The following is a 26,530-nucleotide window of genomic DNA, read 5'->3' as shown; positions in this document are numbered from 1 at the left end:
CCGTTCCGCGAGGAATGGACGCTTGTTCATGTTGATGACTCCGTTGATTACAATTGTTCACCATTCGATGTGATCACTTGCTTATACCAATCAAATGACTTTTTCTTCTTTCGCTCGAGCGTGCCGTTGCCATAGTCGTCTTGATCGACATAGATAAAGCCGTAACGTTTTGACATCTCCGACGTACTTGCGCTGATGAGATCGATGCATCCCCAGCTCGTATACCCGATCAAGTCGACACCTTCTTCAATCGCTTGTCCCATTTGCTCGATATGGGCCCGCAAGTATTCGATCCGGTAGTCATCGTTGATTGTACCGTCTGCTTCGACGACATCGTATGCGCCCAATCCATTCTCGACGATGAACAACGGCATCTGATAACGGTCATACATCTTCTTCAAGGTGATGCGTAACCCTTTCGGATCAATCTGCCATCCCCAATCGGACGCCTCCAAATAAGGATTCTTGATGCCACTGAAGAAGTTTCCTTTTTGTTTCGCCTTCTCAGGGGCACCGCTGGCGACCATCGACATATAATAGCTGAAGGAGATGAAGTCGACGGTGTGGTGTGACAAAATCTCTTCATCTCCTGGCAGCACTTCAATCGAGATATCATGTTTGTCGAAATAGCTTAACATGAAGCTCGGATAATATCCGCGCGCTTGCACGTCGGTAAAGAACAAGTTCTTTTGATCTTCTTCGAGCGCAGCTAACACATCGTCTGGATTACTCGTTTCCGGGTACACTTCCATTCGGGCGAGCATACAGCCGATTTGCGAATTTGGAATGATCTCATGACATGCGCGTACGGCACGAGCACTCGCCACGAATTGATGATGAAGCGCTTGGTACACAGTCGCCTCCACATTCTCGACGCGATCGACTAAAATCCCACTCCCGATGTATGGTGACATCGTCGAGACGTTAATCTCATTGAACGTCAGCCAATACTTTACTTTATCCTTGTAACGAGTGAAGACGGTCTCTGCGTAATGGACAAACAAGTCAACGAGCCGACGGTCCGCCCAGCCGTTATATTTTTTGACGAGTGTGAGCGGCAATTCATAATGCGACAATGTCACAAGCGGCTCGATCCCGTACTTGAGCAGCTCATCAAAGACGCGGTCATAAAACGCTAGCCCTTCTTCGTTTGGTTCGAGCTCATCCCCGTTCGGGAAAATCCGAGGCCATGAAATCGACATCCGGAACGTCTTAAAACCCATCTCGGCGAAGAGAGCGATGTCTTCTTCATAGCGATGATAAAAATCGATTCCGCGACGTTTTGGGAAATTCGCCCCATCATCAGCCGCTAACAGTCGCTCAAGTTCGGCTTCACTCTTCACGTCCATCTCGATTTCAGCTGTACGCGCTTCTTTAGGGACGAATGTCACCATATCGAAAATGGATAGACCTTTCCCTCCTTCTTTGTAAGCTCCTTCTAATTGATTGGCCGCCGTTGCGCCACCCCATAAAAAGCCTTCTGGAAATCGATGTGTACTCATATGTAATACTCCTCTCTTCATTGAACACTTTTTAAATACGGTCTAGCAGTCCATGTTCGAACCTGTAACCGTTTGCATTTCTGCTTGCTTGTAGTGTACTCATTCCCATTCGGATTTTTTTGTACTTATTTATCATTTTTAGTAGATTTATAATACAATTTGCAGATACACCTAATCGATAGGAGAGATGATTTGATGGATGTGAATCAGAGAGACACGAATCAGGATTACACGTATTGGTGCCGGTTGTTGCATCAGACTACCCATCTTTCCGTGTTATTTTACAATGACCGATTATCGTTACAGATGGCGTATCCAGAAACATCATTCATTCCCCCTTCTTTACGTCAACTTCTGGAGCGGTTAACTCTCTTAAATGAGCCTTCTAACATACCGGTTTGGCGTCGTCTCAATTCGAACGAACAGGTCGTGACGTTGGTCATCACCGACAACGAGCAGCCGATTGGCCTTTTCATTCTCGGTCCGTGTCTGGATTCGGCAGAAGTGGAACCGAACAGTTTTACGAATGGCTTGCCTGTTTTTTCGCGACAAGACCTACTGCATGTAGCCGTGCTCGCGACCTCGATTTTGACTACGAGACGACTCTCTACGTCCGATGTCGTCCTAGACGAGGATTCGTCCAAGCGTCGCACGACAACCGAGGATACGAAAACCTATGAACGAGAGCTGTTTAAAAACAGACAAGACATTGCATTCCACGCGACGTATCAATCGGAACGGATGACGTTACGGTGTGTCAAGGAAGGTCAGAAGGAAGAGTTACTTCAGCGACTGGCATCACCCGACCGAGATGGACGAATCGGGGTGCTCTCCAAACAGAGCACTTTGCGAAATGAAAAAAACCTCCATATTTCTACCATCACGTTAGCGACACGTTATGCGATTGAAGGAGGACTTCATCCGGAAACGGCATATACGATGAGCGATCACTATATCCAAGGGGCCGAAGAACTTCGAACGATTGAAGCTGTACAACGTTACACCAAAGAGGCGTTATGTGAATTCACGGATCAAGTCAACAAATCAAAACAGCTTCGACATAGCGCCCCAATCATCAAATGCCAGTCGTACGTCTTTAAACATCTGTATGACGCCATCTCCTTACAAGACGTCGCTCGATTCGTGAATCTTCATCCCAACTATTTGTCGTCCCTGTTTAAGAAAGAAGTCGGGCTTTCGTTCACAGAGTATGTGTTGCGAGAAAAAATAGCGGAAGCCAAAAAACTGTTAAAGTACACCGATTCCTCTCTTTCTGAAATTTACACATGGCTTAATTTCCACGACCAGAGCCATTTCACAAAAGTCTTTAAAACCTACACGGGCACGACTCCCAAACAATTCAAGCAACACGAGCACATGCCAACGATGTGAATTTGAATCTCCAACATATGGAATTAGTTTCACGCTCAACGTTAAAAATGTCCGTAGGCGTAAAAACATCCTCAATACGCCGAGGTTTGGAGTGTCTGCCTAAAGCTGAATTTGTAGGCTCAAGCTGTATACGACCAGGTACTTAGTTTAGTACTTGCCAACTTCTTACGATGATGTTAACCTAACTTTAGTCAACGTTAACAGAAAAGGAGTTTACATTGTGAAAATTCATGATATGACACAAATTGCTATCGGTGCCGCGCTGCTCGCTAGCATCGGTTCGATTGCCATCCCAATCGGTCCGGTTCCAATTACCCTACAAATGCTCGGTATCATGACGGTCGCTTCCGTCCTAGGTGCCAAAAAAGGCGGGCTCGCCGTCGTCGTCTATCTCTTGCTCGGCTTAATCGGCCTTCCAGTACTCAGCGGTTCGGGCGGACTTGCCCCGTTCGTCGGTCCGACGGTCGGATACTTGCTCGCCTTCCCAATCGCGGCCTTTTTGATTGGCTGGTCATCGGAACGGCATCGTTCGTTCCCTGCCTTCATCGGCTACAACGTCTTATTTGGACTCGGTCTTGTCTATTTGCTCGGCAGTCTTGGCTTGCAAGCCGTGTTTGGCATGACGTTCATCGATGCGCTCAAAGTGAACATTCCGTTCATCATCGGCGACTTAATCAAAGCAGTGTTGGCGGCAGCTATCGCTTATAAAGTGTCCACCAACCCTCAAATGCGCAAAACCCTCGCCTCTTAAAGGTTCAAACGTTTCAGCGGAAAGTATAGGTGGAACGTATATAGTATGGAAGGGGGTGTCCTTATGAGCGATTCGACGTTTAAAAAACGTTTGGCTAAAGCGACCCATCGCTTTCCGAAAGGACAACGACGCGGGAAAGACGAGACGCGGCACGAGAAGCGCGATATCGAGGCGTTCGAACGACGTCTGCGGGAAGCGAAAAGTAAAGTCGGAGAGATTCAAGAAAACATTGACCATATTGCCAGACGTTAAAACCTCGTCCTCGGACGGGGTTTTTTACTGTGCTGAACTGGTTAAGAATGCTTGGTACGTCGCATCGATCGAATAGCCTTAGTATATCCCCACAAACAAACCCCCGTCCGTAGACGAGGGTTTGGGATCACTTCGAACGCGGTCGGATGAACAGCGCGACGATGAACGAGAGCGCGAGCACGACGAGCAGTCCGAGCGAGATATCGTTATAACCGAGCAAATTGAGGGCGACACTGATGGCGACGGCGACATAGAAGCCACCGAGCGCCTTTTTGACGAGTTGCGAAGTGAACCGCTGCAACTGTTTCGCCCCAATCGGTGAACCAATCATCGCACCGGCGATGAGCGCCAAGCCGTGCCAATAGTTCGCATCGGCTCCGGCGACGGCATAGTTGATCACGCCCGAGACGACGATGAGGAACGCCGCGGCGATACTCGTCCCGACGGCCCGTTTCATCTCGGTGTTGAGTAACTTAACTTGAAGTGGCGTCAATACGAACCCACCGCTGACACCCATAAGTGACGAGATGAATCCGCCGAACAACCCGATGAACCCGAGGCGTGGGACCGACTCCGAACCGACGCTACCCTCTTCGTGCTGTTTCGACCGGAAGAACGAGACGGCGAAATACGTCAACAGTGCGATATAGGCGAGCGAGATGACCGGCTTCGCGCCGTCGAGTGTCTCTAGATAAAATACGAGCGGCGTCGCCACCCACGTCCCGACGACCCCGAACGCGCCAATCAAGAGGGCGTGTTTCGGATTGACGTTCTTTAATTTGATGTGGGAGATCGTGCCGGCCGTCGTCGACCCGAGCGTGAGCATGAGACTGAGGGCGATGGCCGCGCTCGCCTCGTATCCGAAGACGAGCAAGAGCGGCGTGAGTAAAATCCCGCCCCCGATGCCGAAGAATCCGCTCAAAATTCCGATGAGCGTTCCGAGCAAAAGAAACGATAGTAATGCTGTGACGTCCATGAACAAACCTTCTTTCTTTCCTTTTCATAACTAATCATAACAAAAAAGGAGCGCATGTTGCGCCCCTCACTTACAACACACGCTCTAAAAATTCGAATACCGTCCGGCGATATTCGGTTTGGAACGAGCGATGCGACTGCACGTGCCCATCATTCTCGGTCACCCACAGTTCGACATCCTCGCCGGCTTTGGCCAATTGCTCGCTCTCGCTTACGGGAATGGCATCGTCACCTTGACTATGAATCAATAACACCGGTGCATCGATTTGGGCCATATCGTCAATCGGTTTGACCACATCCGCGTCGAGCCCCGTAAACCAAGGCGTCACTGTCATGATGACCGGTGTGAACGGGAAGTTCGGCAAATCGCTCCATACCGGCAGATTCGTCTCGAGATAGCCGCGGAGGTCACTAAACGGGCTATCGGCGATGACGGCGGCGACATCGGTCTCGTCAGCCGTCGCGAGTGCCGTCGCGGCACCCATCGAAACACCATATAAGACGATGGGCCCGTCCGAGCGCTCTTTCGCGTAATCGATGGCGGCAGCAAGGTCAGATTGCTCCTTCGCCCCGACCGTCACGCGATCCCCTTCTGAAATTCCGGAGCCGCGAAAGTCGAACGTCAAAAACTGATACCCTTGCTCATGGAATTCCGGAATCAATTCTTTGAGCGGCAAATCGGATTGTTCACGATTCTTCCCGTAGCCATGCGCGAAGACAATCGTCGCACGCGGCGTCGGGTGCGGGATCCACCAGCCGTATAAATCCTGTTGATCCTCTGATTCGATCGTGATGTTCTCATACTTGACGCCTAGCGTCTTCGGGGTGAACGTCAACGTCTCCCGTTCAGGTGACGTCAATTGATCCCCGATGTGGGCCGAGATGCCCACGACGGCAAGAAACGCGACGAGAACCAACACCCCGACGGCGATTCCCATATATTTGACCCAGCGATTCATCGCAGTGCCCCTCTCCTAAGTATAGTTCGCATCAGCCGTCTCACCGGAGCCAGCTCCGTAAGGCGACGAGCGCATGTTGCACCGGCTCCCACGTCTCAGACGGGATGACGTAACATGTCGCCTCATGAATCGTGAACGTCTTGACGTCGGCCCGTTTGACAATATTCTCGCCAATGGCACCGAACGGGTCACTGTTGACGTCGGTATGCTCGAACGACTTCCACACCCGTTGACCGTTCTCCACTAACGCACATTCGAACGGCTTCACCGGACCCTCAATCCCGTATTCGGCATAATGCCATAACGTTGTCGCATCGAGCGGCGAACCGAGATGTAATATTTTCGCATCGCGGTCAATCATCCGTTCAATCGGCGATCCTGGCCCGAAGCCGACGTCGAGCGTATGTCCAGCCACGATGTGTTCGGCGTCCCGTCCCCACGCGGCGACCGACCACATCGGGTGATCGCTCCGGAACACTTCCGGATACGAGCGGAACAGCTCTGGGACACGCCCCATCCCTCGGGTCGCTGTTTTCGCCGGGTCATACGCTGGCATCTCATCACGGATGGTCTGCCACCATTCGACCGGGACCGGTGGGGCTTCCCATTCAGCGGGATTTGAATTATCCCCGCTCTGGGTCGCCATCATGATGAGCCCGTCCGGTCCGACCGCTTCTTGGAGCGCCTCGATGACCGTCTGGGGCCCGCCGCACACCCAGCCAAGTTTTGATAGCGACGTGTGGACGAATAGTGCGTCCCCTCGTCGAATGCCCGCCTCTTGCAGATGGGCCACTAACGTTGTTTTCGTTTCCATATGTTTCATCGATCTCACTCCACGATGAGCTGGATCGTTGATCCGCTCCTTGATTTCTTGACTTCAATCCGGGCGTCGACCCGGTCTTTCAATTCTTGGACGTGGCTGATGACCCCGACGAGCCGGCCGCTCGATTGCAGCGACATGAGCAATTCAATCGCTTGATCGAGCGATTCGGCGTCGAGCGTCCCGAAGCCTTCATCGATCAGCATCGTCTCGAGACTGACCCCACCACTCAACTGCTGGACGACCTCGGCCAATCCGAGGGCGAGCGAGAGCGATGCCTTGAACCCTTCGCCGCCCGATAAGTTTTGGACCCGGCGTGACTGGCCGGTATAGGCGTCAAAGACTAATAATTCGAGACCGGACTTGGCATTTCCTTTCGCCGTCTCAATTTTTCGCTCTAATTGGAACTGTCCGCTCGTCATTTGATCGAGATGGACGTTGGCCGCATGGAGAATTTGATCGAAGAACGCCGTCTGCACGTACGTCTCGAACGTCAATTTTTGCGGATTCAGGCCCCGTCCGGTGTCGGCAATCAATTTGACCGTCTCCAGATTCCGCTGATCCTCATCCGTCTTCTCCCGTAACGCGTTCCATTCGGCGACGATGTGACGATGGCGTTTCAATTGTCCGTCCGCCGTCACGAGTTGTTCGGACAGCGTTTCGAACGAACGGCCCTCTTCGTGCAACTTCTCCTGGAGCCGTTCAAGGTCTGGTCGCGGACGGTCCCCGATTTTCTCGTTCAGCGCCTTGACGGCGTGTTCGAGCCGGAAACCTTCCTCAAGCTCAGTCGCTTGGCGCTCGCGTAGTTCGGGCAGTTGCTCGACGCGCAAGCGATACTCCTTGAACACAGCTTCAGTCAACTCAATTCTCTCGAAAGCGGCCTCCAGTTCAGCCGTCGCTTCGGAAAGACGAGCATGTTCGAACTCGAGTTGTTCGCCAAGGAGACGGAGTCGCTCCGCTTCCCCCCACTTCAATCGATTCAATTCTTCAAGCCGACGTTCATACGTCTCCACGTTTCGTTCGATGTGAGCGAGTCGCGTCGCGAGCTGATTCCGCTCGGTCTGCAACATCTCTAACGTCGTCCCATCCGGTTGACGCATCGACTGAAGCTTCTCTTGGACAGTTTGGAGCTGTTCGAACAACTTCTGTCGTTCTTCAGCCTGCACACGCTTCGCCGTCTCGAGTTGCTTCAATTCGGTTGTGGTCGACCGCAGGAGACGCTCCATCCGTTGTCGTTCTTCGGCTTCTTGACGCAACTGACGGATGCGGGCGTCTTGGTGTTGCATCGCAGTGTCAGCCGCACCATCGAGCTTCAACTCAAGTCGAGCGAGATCGCGTTCACGGATCAGTTCATCGAGTTGGCGTTTGAGCGCCCGATAATCCGCCCGAGCTTCATGGAGGTCGGCCTCAATCCGTTTCAGTGTCTCAACGGCTGAGCGATGACCGGCTTGGTCGATGGACGTCCCCGTTCGCTCGACGTGTCCGTGGGTCAATGAACCGCAGACCGGACAAGGTTCCCCCGCTTCGAGATGCTCGCGTAGCGTGTCGGCCATGAGCGCATGCTCGGCCTCGACGAATTGGTCGACCTGTTTCGTCTGGGCGGTGAATTGTCGTTGGACTTCCTTCCCGTTGCGTTCACAGGCACCGAGTCGTTCCGTGACCTCTGCCACTTTCGACTCGAGTCGAACCTGATGTTGGAGCTGACTATACAGTCGTTCGGCCTCGACGAGTTGGTCTGGGGCCGGTGCGTGTTCCAGTTTAGCCGCAAGTTCGCCTTCGGTCGCTTGGAGCTCCTGGAGACGCGCTTCTTCTGAGAACAGACTGAGCGGCTCCAACCGGCGTTTCAAGTCATCCCGACGTCTAGTGGCCCGGTGCCATTCATCGACATAGGGCAACATCTCGTCAATCGCATTGACGCGACTTGTGGCTTGGTCTGCCTCCTGGCGCATGGTCGTGATGGCCTCTGCTTCTGACTTCAACTCCTCCAACTGTCTCGTGTAGCCTTCGTCTCGTTGACGGGATACATCGCGTTCACGGGTCAACCGTTCGATATCATGACGCACCGTTTCGGTACGTTGATAGAGCGGGCTGACGCTCGCCACTTGTTCAAGTCGCAAGATGAGCGCCTGGCGTTCTTCGCGTGCTTGTGCCGCTTGGCGGAATGCTTGGAGCGCGGTCGCGCGCACGTCCCGCTCATCCATCAACTCGGCGAGCGCGGTCGCCTGATTCACTTCTCGGCGCAGCGTCTCGAGTCGTTCCTCACCAGTCCGGCGCTGAGTCTGTAACGTGTCCCGCGCCGCCAAGAGTCGCTCCTCCCGGGCGTCGAGCCACGTCACGATTTCAGGCAAGTTGCGGGTCGACATGTCCTCGACGGACTCGTCTTCGAGTTCCAACAGTTTTAAACGCGTCGTCTCGACCGCCCATTCGACTCGTTTGCGGTACTTGCCGTAACGTTCGATCCAATCCTCCTGAAAGGCGCGGTACGCCTCCGTCTTGAAGATTGATTGCAGAATCTGTTGCTTCTTCGTCGAATCGGAATCGAGGAGCTGACGGAACTGGTTCTGCGGCAACAGCAAGATTTGACTGAACTGCTCATAGCTTAGCTGCAACAACGATTCAATCGTCTGTTCGACGTCGTTCACTTTCGTTGCCAACGGTTTCCATGTTTCTTTCCATTCATAGAGCACCGCCTCGTGCGGAATCGGCGTCTTGTTTTTCGGATGCGGTTGTTGCGGCTGACGAACGATCCGATACCGTTCATCACGAATCGTGAACGTGAAGTCGATTTCAGTCTTCCGTTCCGGGTCCGCATATTGGCTTCGGAAATCGCTGGCGTTCCGGAGTGCCCCGCTGGCCCGGCCATAGAGTGCGAACGTCATCGCGTCAAAAATGGTCGTCTTTCCGGCACCGGTCCGGCCGCTGATGACGAACATCGAACGTCCTTCAAGCTGCGTAAAATCGATTTGTTCCGTCTCGGCGTAAGGACCAAAGGCGGTGATGGTTAATTGTTCCGGTCTCAAATCGATTCCTCCCCTTTTAAGAAGCGTTGCACCGTCGCATCGACATCGCGGCCGTGGACGGCTTTAAAGAAGTCCATATATACATCCTCGACCGATTGCCGCTCGAGCTTCTCACGTTCGAAGCGGGACGTCTGGTCTTGGCGACGCAACAACTCGAGTTCGAGGTGTAAGATGTTCGGATAGACGGTCCGTAATTTCGCCATCGGGTCGAATAACGCACGTTCATCGGTCAAGACGATTTTCAAATAGTCGTCGACGGCCTCATCTTGATAAAACGACGGGTCGAGTAGCTCGTTCAGCGTCCCGGTCAAAATGCGCAAATCTCGTCGCGCTTTTAGCGGGCGCCGACGGCGTGTCCATGTCCCGTCCCATTCGATGACGTCGACCGATTTCACATGGGACGCCTCGGAGAACGAATATTTCATGAGCGAGCCGCTGTACGCAACCCGGTCGTCGCGGATGGCGTCACGGTTATGCAAGTGTCCGAGTGCCGTATAGCCGAACGGCGCGTATAGTCCTTTGGCGACTTGCCCTGCCGTCCCGACGGACAGCTGCCGTTCGGAATCGGTCTCGAGTCCACCGGCGACGAAACTGTGGCCGACGGCGACCGCACGTGCCTCAATCGCCCCGTATGAGTCGATGACTGCGGCGAGTGCGTCATGATGGGTCCGAATCGACTCGTCGCCGAACGCATAACGGATGCGCGCCGGCTCAAGGAACGGCATCAAATAAAATGGGATGTCGTTCACGACAATCGGCCCTGTGCCCGGGTCAACCTTCCCGACGATATGGAGACCGACTTTCGTCAATAGTTTGGAGCTGTATTGGAGCCGCTCGGCCGAATCATGATTGCCGGCGATGGCGAGCACGGGGATGCCCCGCTCGAGGACGAGCGCGCGCCACATCTCATCGAGCAGATCGACGGCCTCGACAGGAGGCACGGCCCGATCATATAAATCACCGGCGACGACGATGGCATCAGGCTTCTCCTCGTCGACGATGTGTAAAAAAGACTCAAATAAAATGATTTGTTGTTCTTCTGTCATATGGCGGCCGTGGACGATTTTACCTAAATGCCAATCGGCCGTATGTATCCATTTCATGCGACTTCACCTCTGATTCCATTCTAGCATTATTCCGGTGTACGATTCGACGTCTTGACACTTGTTTTCGAAACAGCGAAAGTTAATAGGAAAGGGGGACGTATCATGGAGTCCACATCTACATGGCAAGCCTTTCTGCGCTTGTTCCGTGTCGCTCAACCACCGAAAGGTCTGTTTATCGGTGCCGTATTGATTTCATTGCTTCAAGCGATGGCTTCACTCGCCATCCCGCTCATCTTGCAACGCGTCGTCGACAATTGGAGCGAGGCCGCGCTCGACGCCCGCCTCGTCGCCATCTTCGTGACGGCGTTTCTCATCCAAGTCGTCTCGAGTGCGATTTCGATTTATTGGCTACATATCGTCGGACAACGGGTCGTCGCCAATTTGCGGACGACGTTATGGGAGCATCTCGTCGCCCTCCCAATCCCGTTCTATGACGGCGTCAAATCAGGGGATCTCGTCTCACGGTTAAATAACGACACGACGACGTTGCAGCAGCTCTTGTCCGAACAGAGCGTCCGTCTCTTGACGTCGTTCGTTTCGGTCATCGGCGCCGTTGGTATCTTGTTCACGCTCGATTGGCAGATGACGCTCGTCATCTTGTTCTCCGTGCCGACGACACTTCTTATCGTCATCCCACTCGGGCGTAAACTTCGGAAAATCGCCAAGGCGACGCAACATGAGCTCGGTGACTTGTCCGGGTTTTTCGCCGAACTGCTCGGAGAGATCCGGCTCGTCAAATCACAAGCGACCGAATCAGTCGAGGTCGCAGAAGGAAAACGACGCATTGAGCGTCTCTTCGGCCTCGGTGTGCGCGAGGGACGGATTCAAGCGATTTTGATTCCGCTCTTGAACGTCACGTTGACGGCGATGCTGATCGCCATTCTTGGCTTCGGGGCTTATCGCGTCTCGACCGGTGCCTTGTCGACCGGTTCGTTGCTCGCGTTCATGCTGTACTTGTTCCAAATCATCACGCCGCTCATCACGATGACGGAGTTTATCACTTGGCTCCAAAAAGCACGCGGGGCCACCGAACGAATCTCGGAACTGCTCGCCATCGAGCCGGAACCGTACACGGATGAGCCGTCGACGATTCGACAGTCGTCGCTCTCGTTCGAGGGCCTGACGTTCCGCTATGGCGACCAACCCGTGATTGACGACGTGACCCTCACTGTCCCGTTCGGTGCCACGACAGCCATCGTCGGACGCAGCGGTGCCGGCAAGACGACACTGTTCGCCCTCGTCGAGCAGTTCTACCTTCCGTCGAGCGGACACATCCATTACGGGGACCGGGACATCTCAACCTACGGCCGCAACGAATGGCGGCAAGTCATCGGCTACGTCGCCCAAGATTCGCCCGTCTTATCCGGGACGGTGCGGCAAAATATCTTATACGGCTTGACCCGGACCGCGACCGAGGATGAGATTCGTCACGCCTGTGATATGGCCAACGCCTGGTCGTTCATCGAGGCGATGCCGGACGGGCTCGATACGGAAATCGGCGAGCGCGGCGTCCGGCTATCTGGTGGACAGCGCCAACGGCTCGCCATCGCTCGGGCGCTGTTACGTGACCCGCAAATCTTATTGCTCGACGAGGCGACATCAAGCCTTGACTCGGAATCCGAGCGTGTCGTCCAAGAAGCACTCGACCGTCTCATGACAGGACGGACGACACTCGTCATCGCCCATCGGCTCTCGACCGTCCAACATGCCGATCAAATCGTCGTGCTCGAGGACGGTGGCATCAGCGGGCTTGGGACACATCAAGAGTTGCTTCGGGAAAACGTGCTCTATGAACGACTCGTGAAACAACAACTTTTAGGAGGCAATCAACTATGAAGACAGTCGGATTTATCGGACTCGGTGTGATGGGTCAATCGATGGTCAGAAACTTAATGAAGGCGGGATTCGAAGTCCAAGCGTATACGCGGACGAAAGAGAAAGCGGCTGATTTATTGGCGGAAGGTGTCCGTTGGTGTGATTCGGTCGAAGCCGTCTGTCAAAACGCCGATGCCGTCATCACCATCGTCGGCTATCCGTCTGACGTCGAGAGTCTTTATTTCGGGGACGGTATGATTTTGCAATCGGCTGAGCCAGGAACGCTCGTCATTGATATGACGACGTCTTCGCCACTCCTGGCCGAACGGATCGCTGATGCCGCAATCGATCGCAGCTTGCTCCCGCTCGACGCACCGGTCACGGGCGGTGACGTCGGTGCCAAGAACGGGACGTTGTCGATTCTCGTCGGCGGCGGCGAATACGCCTTCACGAAGGCGCGCCCGCTATTCGAGGCGATGGGCCAATCGATTGAACGGATGGGGTATGCCGGAAGCGGCCAATATGGGAAACTCGCCAATCAGATCGCAATCGCCGGCATCATGATGGGCAACGCCGAAATGCTCGCCTTCACGAAACGGGCCGGGCTCAATCCCGATCAATTGCGCCAGACGATTCGGGGCGGTGCCGCGGGCAGCTGGACGCTCGAGAACCTTGTTCCCCGGATGATTGTCGAGGACTATGCTCCTGGTTTCTTCATCAAGCATTTCCTGAAGGACATGAAACTCGCCCTCGAGAGCGCCGAACAGTTGAACATCAAACTACCGAGCCTCGAGTTGGCGTATAAACTGTACTCCATCCTCGAAGAGAACGGCTACGGCGAGAACGGGACGCAGGCGCTCATCGAATACTACATGCATCAGGACGTTTGAATCGTCCCGCTCGTGGAATTAGTAGTACAGAAGGGAGCGATTACAGATGCCATGGAATATGAAAGACTATCCGGAATCACTGAAGAACTTCGACCCACTCGTCAAAAAGAAAGCCATCGATATCGCCAACGCCTTGCTCGCCCAAGGTTACTCCGATCAAAAGGCGATTCCAATCGCCACGGAACAAGCGAAGAAATGGCATGAACATGCCTCAAAAGAAGAGAAATCTGAGTTTCGTGACGCTCCTGACCCACAAAAGTCGGATCGGCACGGAACATAAAAACAACCGGTCGGCTCATGAGCCGACCGGTTGTTCGTTTGCGTCTGTCGCTACCTTGATTTCAACATATAACCCGGCGAGCGCCGTGTTGATATAAGGCTGTACGAAAATATAGGCCAATCCGCCCGTGAACAAGACGAGGACATACCAGCCGATGAAACTCGCATACAAGCGCAGCATCGTCCGTTTATGGCCGCGCATGAGACGCCGGCTTTCTCGCATCGCCTGAAACGCAGACAGTTCCGGTTGGTCTCGTAGCACGAACGGGACAATCCGATACGTCAAATAGAACCAGACGCCCGGGACGATCAAGAACAACATGAGCACGTTCAACCCGAGATAAAAGACGGCATAATACGTGACCGCCCGGATGTAATCTTTGAGCGAACCGAATGCATCGAACAAGAGCCCGAATGAAGGTTTCTCGGCTTTGGCGATATCGAGGAACACCCAGTTGCGGCCAAGTTCGAGAGGGGCGAGCAAGACGGTCGCACCGTACAGCAGACCGATTGACACGAACAGGATGCTCGGGTCGGTCGATTCCAAATCGAGCTGCGTCGTGATGACCGCCTGAACGAGCATCGTCGCCACGACCGCAAGCAGCGAGATGCCCCAGTTGCCGGACAACATCCGAAGGGCAAATTGTTTATAGACTGATGATTGCATGACTTCACCTACAGTATCGTTTTCTTCATTATAGCAAAAAAACAGTCAGCCGACTGTTTTTAGCGTGCCATCTGTTGTTTGATTGCCTTGAACTTGTGCTCATCCAAGCGGCCCTCGGTCCGTACCCCGCTTCCGACATGGACGAAATCAACGCCTAGCCGGTCGATCAGTTGCGCCACATTGTCGGCCGTGATGCCGGCACCCGGGAGGATGTTCATCTCCGCCACCTCATGCATCGCACTTAATCGGTCTATGCCTTCAAGTGCCGTCGCTTGTCCTCCGGACGTCAAGACGTGGTCAACTTCTGGGAAGTCGTTTAGCACCGTGATTGCGTCCATCAAGTCGACCGCGTCATCGATGGCCCGATGGAACGTGAGCACCATCTCGCCTTTATGTTTAATCACTTCTCCGAGTAGCGCCTCATCGATACGCCCTTCGCTCGTCAAGGCTCCGAAGACGATGCCATCGGCCCCGAGTTCACGGCAAAGACCGATATCCGCCAAAATCGTCTCTGCATCTTCCTCGTTATAGACGAACGAGTCCGCATGGGGCCGAATCATGACGTGGACAGGAATGGTAGCCTGTTCGAGCACGTTACGAATCGTCCCAAAACTCGGTGTCGTCCCGCCGGCCGGCAAATCGGCAATCAATTCGAGCCGATCCGCCCCGAACCGCTCCGCCGTTTTGGCTTCGGTCAATGTCGTCACAATCACTTCAATCATGAAATCCCTCCTCCTTATGGTGCGAAGCGCCACTCGACCTCATGCTCCGCCAAGGCGCGCTTCCAATCCGTCGGTTCCGGAAAATCAGAGATGATGGTCGTCACCTTTGAAAAGTCGGAGACCCGATAGCGTTTTTGTTGATTGAACTGGGTATGGTCGGCGAGCAAATAACATTGACGCGATTGATCGAGGACCGCCTGCGTCACGGTCGAGAGACCATGGGCATCACACGTCAATCCGAGTGAGGCATCGACGCCCTCGACCGACAGGATGGCCATATCGAACACATACGCCTTCAGTTGCTGCAGGACGTGCTCGCCGACGGTGACGAGATGTTTCGGATCAATCGTCCCACCGAGCAATTGGATATCGCCAGTAAACACGCCCTTGGCGCGTTGCTCAAAGAGCGCCTTGGCGACCATGAGCGACGGAGTGACGACGGTCAAATTGCGTCCGCGAAGTCTGGCCGCGACTTGCTCTGGGGCGACGCCGTGTCCGATATACAGCAACATGTCATCCTCGACGAGCTGAAACGCCGTATAGGCGATGCGACGAATCCCGTCCATGTTCGAGATCATCATCGGTTGGAACGAGACGCTCTGATGGAGCACCGCCCCGCCATACACCCGCTTGATGCGATGCTCTTTCTCAAGCTCTTCTAAGTAGCGGCGAATCGACTCCCCCGAGACGTTCAACCGTTCGATCAACTCGCTCGTCTTCACTTTGCCTTCCCGCTCAATCCATTCAACAATCTTTTGTTTACGTTCTTCTCCAATTAAAGACACTTCCCTGCCTCCTCCGCAAATATCGCTTCCTTTTTCAGTGTAGCGAACGGATGTAAATTTAACGTAAACAGAAAGTAAAGAACGGGCAAATCCAACACTTTTTTCGAACTTTTCGGCAAAAATCAACGGAAATCCACAAAAAGACAGCCTCATCATGAGGGTTGAGGTTTCAACTTCTCGTTTTTTACATGAAAAAATGACCATCCTTCTCTGTATATCGAGCAGGATGGTCATCGATCGTTACTTTCGCTTTTGGAACAGCGGCACTTTCGGTTCCGTGCCGGCACGGATTCGTTGCCAGTTCGAGCGGTGCTTGATAATGATGAACAAGGCGAGCGGGACGATGACGATGAGCGGCAACCAGTCTTTGGCGATGATGCCATAGGCGACGACGGTCACGAGTCCGACGACAGAGGCGGCCATCGACGAGAGCGACACCATCTTTGAAATAAGCAACGTCACGATGAACGTGCCGACGACGACGACGAAAAACCATGGGAACGCAGCAAGCAGGATCCCCGCGCTCGTCGCTACCGATTTTCCGCCCTTGAATTTGGCGAAGATGGGATAAGAGTGGCCGATGATGGCCGGAATCCCAGCGAGGAGCAGACTCATTTCGCTCCCGAATAGAAGCGGCAATAATGCCGCGACCAAGCCTTTCCCCATATCCCCTAATAGGACGATCGTACCCGCTTTCTTCCCAAGCACGCGAAACGTGTTCGTCGTGCCCAAGTTCCCGCTCCCGTGCTCGCGGACATCGACTTTATAGCCGAGCTTACCGACGAGGAGGGCGAACGGGATTGAACCGAGTAGATAGCTGATGATGATAATGATGATTTCTGTCAAATAAGGCATCGCGATTCCCCTTAATTCATGGATTGCTCGAGATAGCGTTCAAACGGGACGTTCGTCTTATGAACGTTCGTCGCATGCTCCACCCCGATGTAGCGTAAGTGCCACGGTTCAAACATATAACCCGTCTCCGCCTCATAGGCGCGTTGATAGCGGACGATGAACCCATACGTATGGGCATTGTCGGCCAACCACTTGCCTTCTTTCGTCTGCTCAAGGCTCTGTGTCAATTGATACCCGACCGAGGCGCTCGAGACGTCGATGGCGAGTCCCGTCTGATGTTCTGAATGACCCGGCGGCGCCGAATACTTCATCGCTTGTTCTTTTCCGTCTTTGGCGACATAGGCGTTGAACAATTGCACTTGATAGTCGTATGAACGGAACGCGCTCGTCCCTTTCAAATCGATTCCGGCCGCTTTCGCACCGGCCATCAATTTTTCGATTGCCTGTGCCGCTTCTTTACGGAGCATTCTCCGCTCCCCGGACGCCGTGTCGACAAAATCGATATTCGCCGTCACGAGGTCGGTCGGTTTGTAACCGGCCGGCAAGGCGATTTGTTTATTGACGAGGATGAGCGTATCGAGTTTCACGTTCGCCGTCCCGTTTTGTTCGAGCGGCTGGCTCGGCGTTTGGACCGGTTCTTCTACAGGCGGTGCTTCCACAACAGGTGCTTCTTCGGCCTCAGGTTCGTCTACTGCCGGTTCTTCCGCAGGCTCGTCTGCTGCCGGGGGCTCGGCTTCAGGCGCCGGAGCTTCTTCAACTACTTCGTCTTCTGTATCCTTCGGCGCATCGGCCGGAGTTTCTGTTTGTTGTTCGGTTTCGGCCGGTTTGTTCTCGGCTTCTTCCGTTTTGCTTTGGTCGCTTGTAGTACAGCCCACCAATGTGAGCGTCAAGGCGCAGCATACCATCAACAGAGATGGTTTTCGCATGCGATCTTCCCCTTTCTTTGTACAAAAAATACCGTCAAGATATGATACCATACTGACGGTACAAAAGAACCACTGTTATGTGACGGGACTCATGACACGCATATACATGTCATGCCATTCTGGAAACTCGCGGTCGAGACGGACCGGCTTGAAGTCGCCCTGTTTGACGACGACGTGGGTCGTCTTCGCCGAACCGACGAGATGTCCGTCTTGATCGGTCAACTCATAGCCATAGACGGTCCGGATCTTGGAATAGCTGTCGACCCATACCCGGACGTGGACCGTATCGCCGAATGTGACGCTCTTCTTATAGTCGACCGAGACGTTCGTCACCGGAGAGACAAAGCCCGCCTGTTCCATGTCTTTATATTCGACCCCGAGCTCGCGCAATAATTCAGTACGAGCGATTTCGAGATACACTAAATAGTTCGCATGATAGACGATGCCCATCATGTCGGTCTCTTGGTAGCGGACCGGAATCTGAATCGTATGCATTAAATCGTCCTCGCTTTCAAGGTCATTATATTATAACTTGGTCTTAATATCTACTACTAAAATATGATTCAAGTCGTCAGTTTCAGCCTGTCCTTCAATCAAACGGTATGACTGTCTCGCAATGGCTTCATCAATCAACGACAGCGCCGTCCTCGCGTTTGGCCGGTCGATACCAGACAATCGCTCTTTAAGCGCTTGCTCTACCGTCTCGTCATACGTATAGCCAAATTTTCCGGCATACGTCTTGGCAATCTCGACGAGTTGGTCGGTCGAGTAATCCTCGAACTGGATGGTGCGCTTAATCCGACTACTCAGTCCAGGATTCGACTCGATCAATCGCCGCATCGGCGCCTCGTATCCCGCCATGACGACGACGAGGTTGTCCCCGTGCTTCGGCATCTCGTCGACGAGCGTATCGATTGCTTCACGACCGTAATCGTTTGGTCCGCCGTTCAAACTATAAGCCTCGTCAATCAACAACACTCCGCCGAGCGCATCGCGGATGGCAGCCTTCGTCTTTTGTGCCGTCTGACCGACATAACCGCTGACGAGATCGGCTCGGCTGACGACTTTTAAGTGTCCGCGTTTCAAGTAACCGGTCTTCTTCAACAGTTGGGCATAAAGGTGAGCGAACGTCGTCTTCCCTGTTCCGCTGTTGCCGACGAGTGCGGCATGAAGTTGGACCGGAGCCGTCTTCAATCCAAGTTCGCGGCGCCGTTTTTGAATCGTGACGAGCGCCTCGATTTCACGTAGTTGACGTTTCGCCTCTTCCATCCCGACCAAGTCGTCGAGCGTCGGGGCTGACGTGTCCTCGGTCGCATCCATCTCGAAATCGAGCTCCGTCAACAGGGCCATCTCGTCGAGCGGGGCATCGGCACCGAAGCGGGACCCTTTTTTGAACATGGCGTCGAGCAAAATATTATGCACCGTGCGCGCGTTCCCGAACGTGGCGTCAACCCGTTCCCGGTCGATCCGCGCAATCAAGGCGCGCTTCGCCTCAACCGTCAGGACGTAATTGTTCTCCGCGGCCACTTTCTCGCCGATGGCGACGAGTTCGTCATCACTGTAGTTCGGCAACTCGTAATGGTTTGATTCTGGGAAACGCGAACGTAGTCCCGGATTGGCCAATAGAAAGTGACGCATCTCTTCCGGATAACCGGCGAGGATGACAACGAATTTCCCGGCGTACTCGCCACTCGTCATCGCGGCGACGAGCGTATCGATGGCTGCCTGCCCATAGTCACTCCCGCTCGCATCCTGACGTTTGAGCGCATACGCCTCATCGATGAACAGGACTCCGCCCTCGGCTTCTTTCACTTTGTTCATGACTTGCTCTTCCGTCTGTCCGACGAACGCGCCGACGAGACTCGACCGATCCGCCTCGACGACGTCGGGACGAGCGAGTAGACCGAGCTCAAAATATATCTCGGCCATGAGACGCGCGAGCGTCGTCTTACCGGTGCCTGGGTTTCCCGTGAACACGAGATGGAGCGAAGGTTGGTGTTTGGACGAGAAGCCTGCCTTCTCCCGTTCTTTTTGGAACAAGAGGAAGCGGTACCACGCTTTGACACGTTGCTTCACGTCCGTGAGCCCGATCATCGCCTCGAGTGATTCAATCGCGCTCGACCGAACTTGTTCCGTCTGTTCCGGCAAATGTTCGACGATCATGGCGAGTCGCTGTTTGACGAGCCCGACCCGCTCACCGAAACGGTGGAACGCCTCACGGCTGAAGTAATTGCCTTGCATCGATGCCAAGAGCGAGGCCGTGTCATCTTCGAGTGCGGCCACTTCTTGCATCGCCTCGATGACGACAAGGAATAACCGCTCGAGCTGTCCTTTGAATTCCGAGTCCCGAAGGTCGGATTTGGCACGGTCAATCTCGTCGTGAAGCTGTTCAAGTTGCTCGAGCAGTTCCGACGTCTTCGCTTCGTATTCGGTTAAAATTTGGACTTTCATCGACGCGTAATCCGCCTCACGTAATTTCGGCCATTCGACGTGCAAATGTTGTTTATGACGTCGCAAGACTTCGTATAATTGACTGACGCGGAGCGCTGGCGGTAATGCGTTGAGTGACTCCAATTCCTTGACCCAACGATGTAATAACGGGTCGATGTTCTGACGCGCTTCGAACCGTTTCGTTGCGAGGAGGGTCAAGGTGCGAATCAACTCTTGACGGTGGCCGGTCGCGCGCGACCAATGGGCGTAAGACAATAGCGCCGCTTCCTCGATGCGTCCACCCGCTTCCCACGCCGTCAAGTCCGATTGCACTTGATCCAAGGTGATCTGTTTCATAGTATTCTCCTTTTTAGACGACAAAGGAGCCGACGTTTTAGTCTGCTCCTCGCCGGATTATCGTGATTCAAAAGAAGTCATCCGAATCGAATGGAACAACTTCCCGTTGTTTCGTGATTCGGCAGCGAGCAAGATTCGCTCGTTCGCGTCGACGTAATACGTGACCGCTTCTTCATTGTCGTCTTCACTGAATATCGCTGGGTACTTTTCGACCCATTCTGCCGGGACAGCTTCAGGTGACTCTTTCTTGACGAACGCTTGCGCGGTCCGTCCGATGATATCGACATCACCTTCGCTCGAACCGAGCGTCCCATCGTCGAGCCATTTACGAATCTGTTCATTCGTCGCGCGCGACAAGAATGGGTGCGGAGCCACAGCACCGGAGCTCGTCTCTTGACTGTTTGTCTCCTCGCCGTCCGGGTTGAACTCACGATAAACGGTTCCGTCCCACTCGGCCCGGGCACCAACGTTAGGGCCCTCCACGACCTCGGACACGAAGTGACCGTCCTCATCGTATGTCACTTCATATTCACGAACTTCCAACGTCTCGCCGTTTTCCGGCAATTTTTTCTCTTCATAGCCGATTACGACGGATGTATAAAACGGTTCGGCCCGGTTGACGCGGCCCTCGTCGTCATTCAAGTTCATGATCGAGTAAAAGTTATAGGCGAGCAGGGCGCCGACAATGAGGATTCCCGCAAAAATCACCCAACTCAATCGCTTTTTAACATGTTGTTTCATAGAATGCCCTCCCAATCTTCTTCACTTACTATCCTACACTAGCGAGAGGGTCCTGCAAAACATTTACAACCAAAAAAGGGCCTCAACCGAGACCCTTTCCTTTTATCCGAGCTTATCTTCTTCTTCCTGCTTATACGCTTCAATATACTTGTCCCGTTCGTCTGGTTCATCAGACAAATCTTTGAACAAGGCGACAATCATCAAAATTAACACGAAGATGAACGGGAAAGCGACCAGGATGGCGACCGCTTGTAGCGCTCCAAGTCCACCGACGTATAAGAGCACGGCGGCAATCGATGACTGAATGAGACCCCAGATGAGCTTGATTCTCATCGGCGGCACGAGTTTTCCGTTCGTCGACAACATGCCGAGCACGTATGTTGCCGAGTCCGCTGACGTGATGAAGAAGACAGAGACTAAGAAAATGGCGACGACACTAAGGATCGTGCCAAACCCACCAAACGTCTCGAACAAGGCGAACAGACCGACTTCCGTGCCAATCTCGTTAACCGTTGCAATCAAGTTTGCCCCACCGTTCAAATCAGCCCAGATGGCCGCACCGCCAAAGACGGAGAACCAGAGCAGACCGAACGAGGTCGGCACGAGTAGAATCCCGATGATGAATTCACGAATCGTACGTCCTTTCGAGACACGAGCGATGAACGTCCCGACGAACGGTGACCATGAAATCCACCAAGCCCAATAGAAAATCGTCCATCCGTTAATCCATTCGCGTTCCACCGGCTCAAACGCTGCCGTCCGGAAACTCATCGACGGTAACTGTTGCAAATATGTCCCGATCGTCTGCGTGAACAAATCGAGGATGAATGCACTCGGTCCGACCATGAGCGTTGCGATCAAGAGAACGATGGCGAGAAAGATGTTCGTATTACTTAAAATACGAATCCCTTTCTCGAGTCCCGTCGATGCACTGATCATATAGAGTACCGTTACGACGGCGATGATAATCAATTGGGTCGAGAACGCGTTTGGTACGTTCGGAATCAAGAAGTGAATCCCGCCGGCAATTTGCTGGGCCCCGAAGCCGAGCGAAGTCGCCACACCGAACGCGGTCGCGATGATGGCCAACACATCGACCGTCCGTTTGACCCGTATTTCGTAGCGGTCTTTGACGAGTGAGCCGATGGTCTCCCCGATCGTCGCCGGACGCCCTTTCCGGAACGTTGAGTAAGCGATGGCGAGCGCGATCATCGCGTAAATCGCCCATGGGTGCAAGCCCCAGTGGAAAAACGAATATTGCATCGCCGTACGGGCATCGCCCTCAGGTGTACCCGAGTCGAATGGCGGCGCGTGAAAATGTGATAGCGGTTCGGCTGCTCCCCAGAAGACGAGTCCGATCCCCATCCCGGCGCTGAACAACATGGCGAACCATGACAGATACCCGAATTCAGGACGATCCGTGTCTTTCCCGAGTCGAATTGACCCGAACCTCGAGAAGATTAAAAAGATGGCGACGAGTAGAATTCCAGTCGCACTGAGTAAATAAAACCAGCCAAAGCCGTTCGAGAGCCAGCCCTGCAGTTTCGTCGTCACGTTCAAGAGACTGGCGTTACCGAGGACGCTCTCTGGGATGACACCCCAGATCGTGAATAAGACCGTAATGATGGCTGAAACGAGAAAAACGGTCGTCACTTGGCTTTTCCTTTCCATAATCTCACTCCTATTCAATTTTCTTATTTTCATATACGTTTTCCACCGTAACATAGTTTGTAAACCAGACTCAACCCCGCGACGTGCTCGGACGACCATGTCAAAAAAAGTGACGATGGCGTGTCGTCACTCTGGCGGTTTCGGTTCCAAGGACACGATTAACGTCTCGTCAACGACGTAATAGGGCCGTTTCGGCAGTACTTTCAAGTAGCCGCCTTCACGTAATCGAGTCAAATCCAATTGCAGTGTCTGTTGAAATTTTCGAAACGGTATTTTTTTTTCTTGTTCAAAGTATAAATCGAGCGCCCGTTGCACTTGATCCATCTCATAGACCAATTCTCGTTCGTCCTCGGGGACGATATGAAACGTCTCTTTTGACATATAGAACCGCTGTCTCGGTTTACCGGGCAAGTGTTTTTTCAGTCGAGCCAAATCGATTTCTTGCGTCTCGTCGAGCAAGACCGTACGATTGACGCCTTTCGGTAACGTCTGTTCATATTCATGGATGGCTTCGCGCAGCTGCGGAAGCGTGAGGTCAAACTCTTCCTCCGGCACTTCCTCTTTTTGCGTCAGCCGTTGCCACCAGTTTTTACCTGATTTCGTCTGTCGTTCCATACACTCCCCCCTCTCCCCATTCTCTTCCCGATATGAGTCATCCTCTCACCTTTTATTCGCATATTCACAAAAAAAACCTTCCTTTTTGCAAAGGAAGGCTATGTTGCTTATTTCAATTTGTTGCGGAGAACCATCTGCAAGATGCCACCGTGACGGTAATAATCGATCTCGACTTCTGAATCGAAGCGCGCGATGACTTTGAACTCGGTCACTGTGCCGTTCTCGTGTGTTGCTTTGACGTTCAGGATATCACGTGGGCGGACTGACTCGTCGACTTGGATGTCGATCGCTTCTTCGCCTGTGAGTCCGAGTGAGTCAGCTGACTCCCCGTCCATGAACTGAAGTGGCAATACGCCCATCATGACGAGGTTCGAGCGGTGAATCCGTTCGAAGCTTTGCGCGATGACAGCACGGATGCCGAGCAAATTCGTCCCTTTGGCTGCCCAGTCACGTGACGAGCCCATACCGTAGTCGTTTCCAGCGAAGACGACAAGGCCTGTGCCTTGCTCTTTGTACTTCATGGCTGCATCGTACATCGGCATGATTTCGCCAGTCGGCCAGTACGTCGTGAAGCCGCCTTCAGTGCCAGGTGCGACTTGGTTACGGATACGGATGTTCGCGAACGTACCGCGCATCATGACTTCGTGGTTCCCGCGGCGTGAGCCATACGAGTTGAAGTCGAGCGGTGCGACACCTTTCGATTGAAGGTATTGGCCGGCTGGTGTCGTTTTCGAGAATGCTCCAGCTGGTGAGATGTGATCGGTCGTGACCGAATCAGCAAACTTCCCGATGACGCGGAGTCCGTTCAACGCATGTACTTCTCCCGCTTCTGGCTCGAGGTTTTCGAAGAACGGTGGGTTTTGGATATACGTCGAATCGTCCGAGAAGTCATACAAGTTGCCTTCTGGCACGTCGAGGGCATTCCAACGCTCATTCCCTGTGAACACCGTGTCGTACTCTTTCCGGAACGCTTCTGGTGAGACGACATCTTGAACGACCATCTTAATTTCATCGTTTGATGGCCAGATGTCTTTGAAGAAGACCTCGTTGCCATCTTTGTCCGTTCCGAACGACTCGTTCATGATGTCGAAGTTGACCGATCCGGCGAGCGCGTAAGCGACGACGAGTGGCGGTGACGCCAAGAAGTTCGCTTTGACGAGCGGATGGACGCGGCCTTCGAAGTTACGGTTCCCCGAGAGGACCGATGAGACGAGCAAATCGTTCGATGTTATCGCTTCTTCGACTTCGCGGTCGAGTGGACCCGAGTTTCCGATACATGTCGTACATCCGTACCCAACGGTGTTGAAACCGAGTTGGTCGAGGTATGGCGTGAGACCGGCTTTGTCGAGGTAGTCGGTAACGACTTTCGAGCCCGGTGCGAGCGACGTCTTCACGAATTTTGGAACCGTGAGACCGCGTTCGACAGCTTTCTTCGCGACGAGACCTGCTCCGACCATGACGTATGGGTTTGATGTGTTCGTACAGCTTGTGATCGCTGCGATCGCCACGTCACCTGTGCGCATGTCGACAGAGCCGTCTGCATAGTTGATAGCTGCTTTCTTCTCAAGCTCGGATTTTTCAAGACCGAAGCCGCTGTGTCCGGCTGGTGCCGTCACGCTATCGACGAACGCTGTCTGAAGGTCTGATAAGTTGATTCGGTCTTGTGGACGTTTCGGTCCAGCAAGCGACGGTTGTACTTTCGACAAGTCGAGCGTGAGCGTCTTCGTGAACGACGGGTCCGCTTGATCTGGTGTGTAGAACAAGTCATTCGCTTTCGAGTAGGCTTCGACGAGGTCGATCAATTCTTCTGGGCGACCTGTCGTGCGCATATAGTTGAGCGTCTCTGTATCGACTGGGAAGAAGCCACAAGTCGCACCATACTCAGGCGCCATGTTGGCAATCGTTGCCCGGTCTGAGAGCGGCATCGTGTGAAGCGATGGACCGAAGAACTCGACGAACTTGCCGACGACTTTCTCGTTACGGAGCATTTCTGTGACGACGAGCGCGACGTCTGTCGCCGTGACACCCGGATTGACTTCACCGATGATTTTGACGCCGACGACGTCTGGTACCGGGAAATAAGACGGTTGTCCGAGCATGCTCGCCTCGGCTTCGATTCCACCGACACCCCAACCGAGGACGCCGAGACCGTTGATCATCGTCGTGTGCGAGTCAGTTCCGACGAGCGAGTCTGGATAGACGACATTGCCCGTTCCGTCATTCTTCTCGAGGACGACCGAAGCCAAGTACTCCAAGTTGACTTGGTGAACGATTCCTGTCGCAGGCGGAACGGCGCGATAGTTGTCGAACGCCGTCTGAGCCCAACGCAAGAACTTGTAGCGCTCTTCGTTACGCTCGAACTCGATGTCCATGTTTTTCATGAGTGCGCCGGCAAAACCGTACGCATCGACTTGAACCGAGTGGTCGACGACGAGGTCAACCGGGATTTCAGGATTGATTTTGTTCGGGTCTCCACCAAGATCAGCCATCGCCTTGCGAAGTGAGGCGAGGTCAACGACCGTCGGTACACCCGTAAAGTCCTGAAGAACGACACGAGCCGGTTTGAACGGAACATCGATGTCTTTCGAAACTTCGGCAGTACCCCATTTAGCCAAGTTCTCGACATGTTCTTTCGTGATGGCACGGCCATCCTGTTGGCGAAGCACAGATTCGAGCAATACGCGAATCGAGTACGGAAGTCGACTAAGTTCCGTCACCCCTTCTTCTTCAAGCTTTTTAAGCCGGTAATAATCGTACGCTTGTCCATTGACCTCGAACTTCGTCCGAGATTTGAAAGCGTCTAATACGTTCGTCTGTTCCATACGATATCCCCCTTTTTGAAAGCGGCGATGCCGGCACGTGCCGTAATCGCTTACTTATCACATGTTTATCATAATACAACTATAGCGTGACGTAAAATACATTCCGTCACAAATTAGTCATAAGTAAAACTTATCAATAGCGTCAGACTCACTGAAACATGAAAAGACGGCCCTTGGA

The 26,530-nt window shown here is 53.5% G+C and carries 23 protein-coding genes; 6 read left to right on the top strand and 17 right to left on the bottom strand.

The window, feature by feature from the left end; genetic code table 11:
• Nucleotides 1–47 precede the first annotated feature (47 nt).
• Nucleotides 48–1,502, bottom strand: a complete 1,455-nt coding sequence (locus tag ACZ2GZ_RS06980) for a glycoside hydrolase family 1 protein (RefSeq protein WP_214714816.1) — start codon at nucleotides 1,500–1,502, stop codon at nucleotides 48–50.
• 195 nt (nucleotides 1,503–1,697) lie between these two features.
• Between ACZ2GZ_RS06980 and ACZ2GZ_RS06975 the strand changes: the two genes are divergently transcribed.
• From ACZ2GZ_RS06975 to ACZ2GZ_RS06965, 3 genes are all read left to right on the top strand, one after another.
• Nucleotides 1,698–2,894, top strand: a complete 1,197-nt coding sequence (locus tag ACZ2GZ_RS06975) for a helix-turn-helix domain-containing protein (RefSeq protein ID WP_214714814.1) — start codon at nucleotides 1,698–1,700, stop codon at nucleotides 2,892–2,894.
• A 220-nt stretch (nucleotides 2,895–3,114) separates the two neighbouring features.
• Entirely contained in the window at nucleotides 3,115–3,645 is a 531-nt protein-coding gene (locus tag ACZ2GZ_RS06970) for a biotin transporter BioY (RefSeq protein WP_214714812.1), read from the top strand.
• A gap of 63 nt (nucleotides 3,646–3,708) precedes the next feature.
• Nucleotides 3,709–3,897: a hypothetical protein gene (locus ACZ2GZ_RS06965; protein WP_021067555.1), complete on the top strand. Its 189-nt coding sequence runs from the start codon at nucleotides 3,709–3,711 to the stop codon at nucleotides 3,895–3,897.
• Nucleotides 3,898–4,024: 127 nt separating this feature from the next.
• Here the strand turns inward: ACZ2GZ_RS06965 and ACZ2GZ_RS06960 are convergent, their stop codons facing one another.
• The 5 genes from ACZ2GZ_RS06960 to ACZ2GZ_RS06940 form a co-directional block, all read right to left on the bottom strand.
• Complete coding sequence (locus ACZ2GZ_RS06960; protein WP_214714809.1) at nucleotides 4,025–4,873, bottom strand: sulfite exporter TauE/SafE family protein; 849 nt, start codon at nucleotides 4,871–4,873, stop codon at nucleotides 4,025–4,027.
• A gap of 70 nt (nucleotides 4,874–4,943) precedes the next feature.
• Nucleotides 4,944–5,831: an alpha/beta hydrolase gene (locus tag ACZ2GZ_RS06955; protein ID WP_214714807.1), complete on the bottom strand. Its 888-nt coding sequence runs from the start codon at nucleotides 5,829–5,831 to the stop codon at nucleotides 4,944–4,946.
• Nucleotides 5,832–5,871: 40 nt separating this feature from the next.
• Entirely contained in the window at nucleotides 5,872–6,654 is a 783-nt protein-coding gene (locus ACZ2GZ_RS06950; protein WP_214714805.1) for an AAC(3) family N-acetyltransferase, read from the bottom strand.
• A gap of 5 nt (nucleotides 6,655–6,659) precedes the next feature.
• Nucleotides 6,660–9,671 (bottom strand): AAA family ATPase, encoded by a 3,012-nt coding sequence (locus ACZ2GZ_RS06945; protein ID WP_214714803.1) that lies wholly within the window; start codon nucleotides 9,669–9,671, stop codon nucleotides 6,660–6,662.
• Entirely contained in the window at nucleotides 9,668–10,774 is a 1,107-nt protein-coding gene (locus tag ACZ2GZ_RS06940; protein WP_214714801.1) for an exonuclease SbcCD subunit D, read from the bottom strand. Before ACZ2GZ_RS06940 ends, ACZ2GZ_RS06945 begins: the two co-directional genes overlap by 4 nt.
• Before the next feature lie 105 nt (nucleotides 10,775–10,879).
• Here ACZ2GZ_RS06940 and ACZ2GZ_RS06935 point away from each other — a divergent pair, with 105 nt between their 5' ends.
• From ACZ2GZ_RS06935 to ACZ2GZ_RS06925, 3 genes are read left to right on the top strand one after another with little or no spacing between them, the layout of a single operon-like run.
• Nucleotides 10,880–12,613 carry an ABC transporter ATP-binding protein gene (locus ACZ2GZ_RS06935; protein ID WP_470295592.1) on the top strand — a complete coding sequence of 578 codons (1,734 nt, stop codon included), beginning with the start codon at nucleotides 10,880–10,882 and terminating at the stop codon, nucleotides 12,611–12,613.
• Nucleotides 12,610–13,482, top strand: a complete 873-nt coding sequence (locus ACZ2GZ_RS06930; RefSeq protein ID WP_029595365.1) for an NAD(P)-dependent oxidoreductase — start codon at nucleotides 12,610–12,612, stop codon at nucleotides 13,480–13,482. The genes ACZ2GZ_RS06935 and ACZ2GZ_RS06930 overlap by 4 nt, the downstream gene beginning before the upstream one ends.
• Nucleotides 13,483–13,528: 46 nt before the next feature.
• Nucleotides 13,529–13,762, top strand: coding sequence for a DUF2188 domain-containing protein (locus ACZ2GZ_RS06925; protein WP_021067563.1), 234 nt, complete (start codon nucleotides 13,529–13,531; stop codon nucleotides 13,760–13,762).
• Nucleotides 13,763–13,777: 15 nt separating this feature from the next.
• Here the strand turns inward: ACZ2GZ_RS06925 and ACZ2GZ_RS06920 are convergent, their stop codons facing one another.
• The 11 genes from ACZ2GZ_RS06920 to acnA all read right to left on the bottom strand — a co-directional run bounded on the left by ACZ2GZ_RS06920 (nucleotide 13,778) and on the right by acnA (nucleotide 26,352).
• Entirely contained in the window at nucleotides 13,778–14,428 is a 651-nt protein-coding gene (locus tag ACZ2GZ_RS06920) for a DUF975 family protein (RefSeq protein WP_214714797.1), read from the bottom strand.
• 59 nt (nucleotides 14,429–14,487) lie between these two features.
• Complete coding sequence (locus ACZ2GZ_RS06915) at nucleotides 14,488–15,150, bottom strand: copper homeostasis protein CutC (RefSeq protein WP_021067565.1); 663 nt, start codon at nucleotides 15,148–15,150, stop codon at nucleotides 14,488–14,490.
• 14 nt (nucleotides 15,151–15,164) lie between these two features.
• Nucleotides 15,165–15,935, bottom strand: coding sequence for a DeoR/GlpR family DNA-binding transcription regulator (locus ACZ2GZ_RS06910; protein ID WP_021067566.1), 771 nt, complete (start codon nucleotides 15,933–15,935; stop codon nucleotides 15,165–15,167).
• Between the two features lie 240 nt (nucleotides 15,936–16,175).
• Nucleotides 16,176–16,790, bottom strand: a complete 615-nt coding sequence (gene plsY / locus ACZ2GZ_RS06905) for a glycerol-3-phosphate 1-O-acyltransferase PlsY (RefSeq protein ID WP_021067567.1) — start codon at nucleotides 16,788–16,790, stop codon at nucleotides 16,176–16,178.
• An 11-nt stretch (nucleotides 16,791–16,801) separates the two neighbouring features.
• A complete protein-coding gene (locus tag ACZ2GZ_RS06900) occupies nucleotides 16,802–17,716 on the bottom strand; it encodes a M15 family metallopeptidase (RefSeq protein ID WP_214714795.1) in 915 nt (304 codons plus the stop codon).
• Nucleotides 17,717–17,791: 75 nt separating this feature from the next.
• Nucleotides 17,792–18,211, bottom strand: a complete 420-nt coding sequence (locus ACZ2GZ_RS06895; protein ID WP_021067569.1) for an acyl-CoA thioesterase — start codon at nucleotides 18,209–18,211, stop codon at nucleotides 17,792–17,794.
• Between the two features lie 30 nt (nucleotides 18,212–18,241).
• Nucleotides 18,242–20,503, bottom strand: a complete 2,262-nt coding sequence (locus ACZ2GZ_RS06890) for an AAA family ATPase (protein WP_214802516.1) — start codon at nucleotides 20,501–20,503, stop codon at nucleotides 18,242–18,244.
• 57 nt (nucleotides 20,504–20,560) lie between these two features.
• A complete protein-coding gene (locus ACZ2GZ_RS06885; protein WP_214714779.1) occupies nucleotides 20,561–21,244 on the bottom strand; it encodes a hypothetical protein in 684 nt (227 codons plus the stop codon).
• Nucleotides 21,245–21,346: 102 nt separating this feature from the next.
• Nucleotides 21,347–22,915 carry a BCCT family transporter gene (locus ACZ2GZ_RS06880; protein ID WP_058763800.1) on the bottom strand — a complete coding sequence of 523 codons (1,569 nt, stop codon included), beginning with the start codon at nucleotides 22,913–22,915 and terminating at the stop codon, nucleotides 21,347–21,349.
• 126 nt (nucleotides 22,916–23,041) lie between these two features.
• Complete coding sequence (locus tag ACZ2GZ_RS06875; RefSeq protein WP_214714777.1) at nucleotides 23,042–23,530, bottom strand: DUF3939 domain-containing protein; 489 nt, start codon at nucleotides 23,528–23,530, stop codon at nucleotides 23,042–23,044.
• A 107-nt stretch (nucleotides 23,531–23,637) separates the two neighbouring features.
• On the bottom strand, nucleotides 23,638–26,352 hold the full coding sequence (gene acnA, locus ACZ2GZ_RS06870) for an aconitate hydratase AcnA (protein WP_214714775.1): 2,715 nt from the start codon (nucleotides 26,350–26,352) through the stop codon (nucleotides 23,638–23,640).
• Nucleotides 26,353–26,530: the final 178 nt, after the last annotated feature.

It is taken from the genome of Exiguobacterium sp. KKT215, assembly GCF_055635335.1.
The sequence above is the reverse complement of the archived record's forward strand: the minus strand, read 5'-3'. Positions and strand labels throughout refer to the sequence as shown.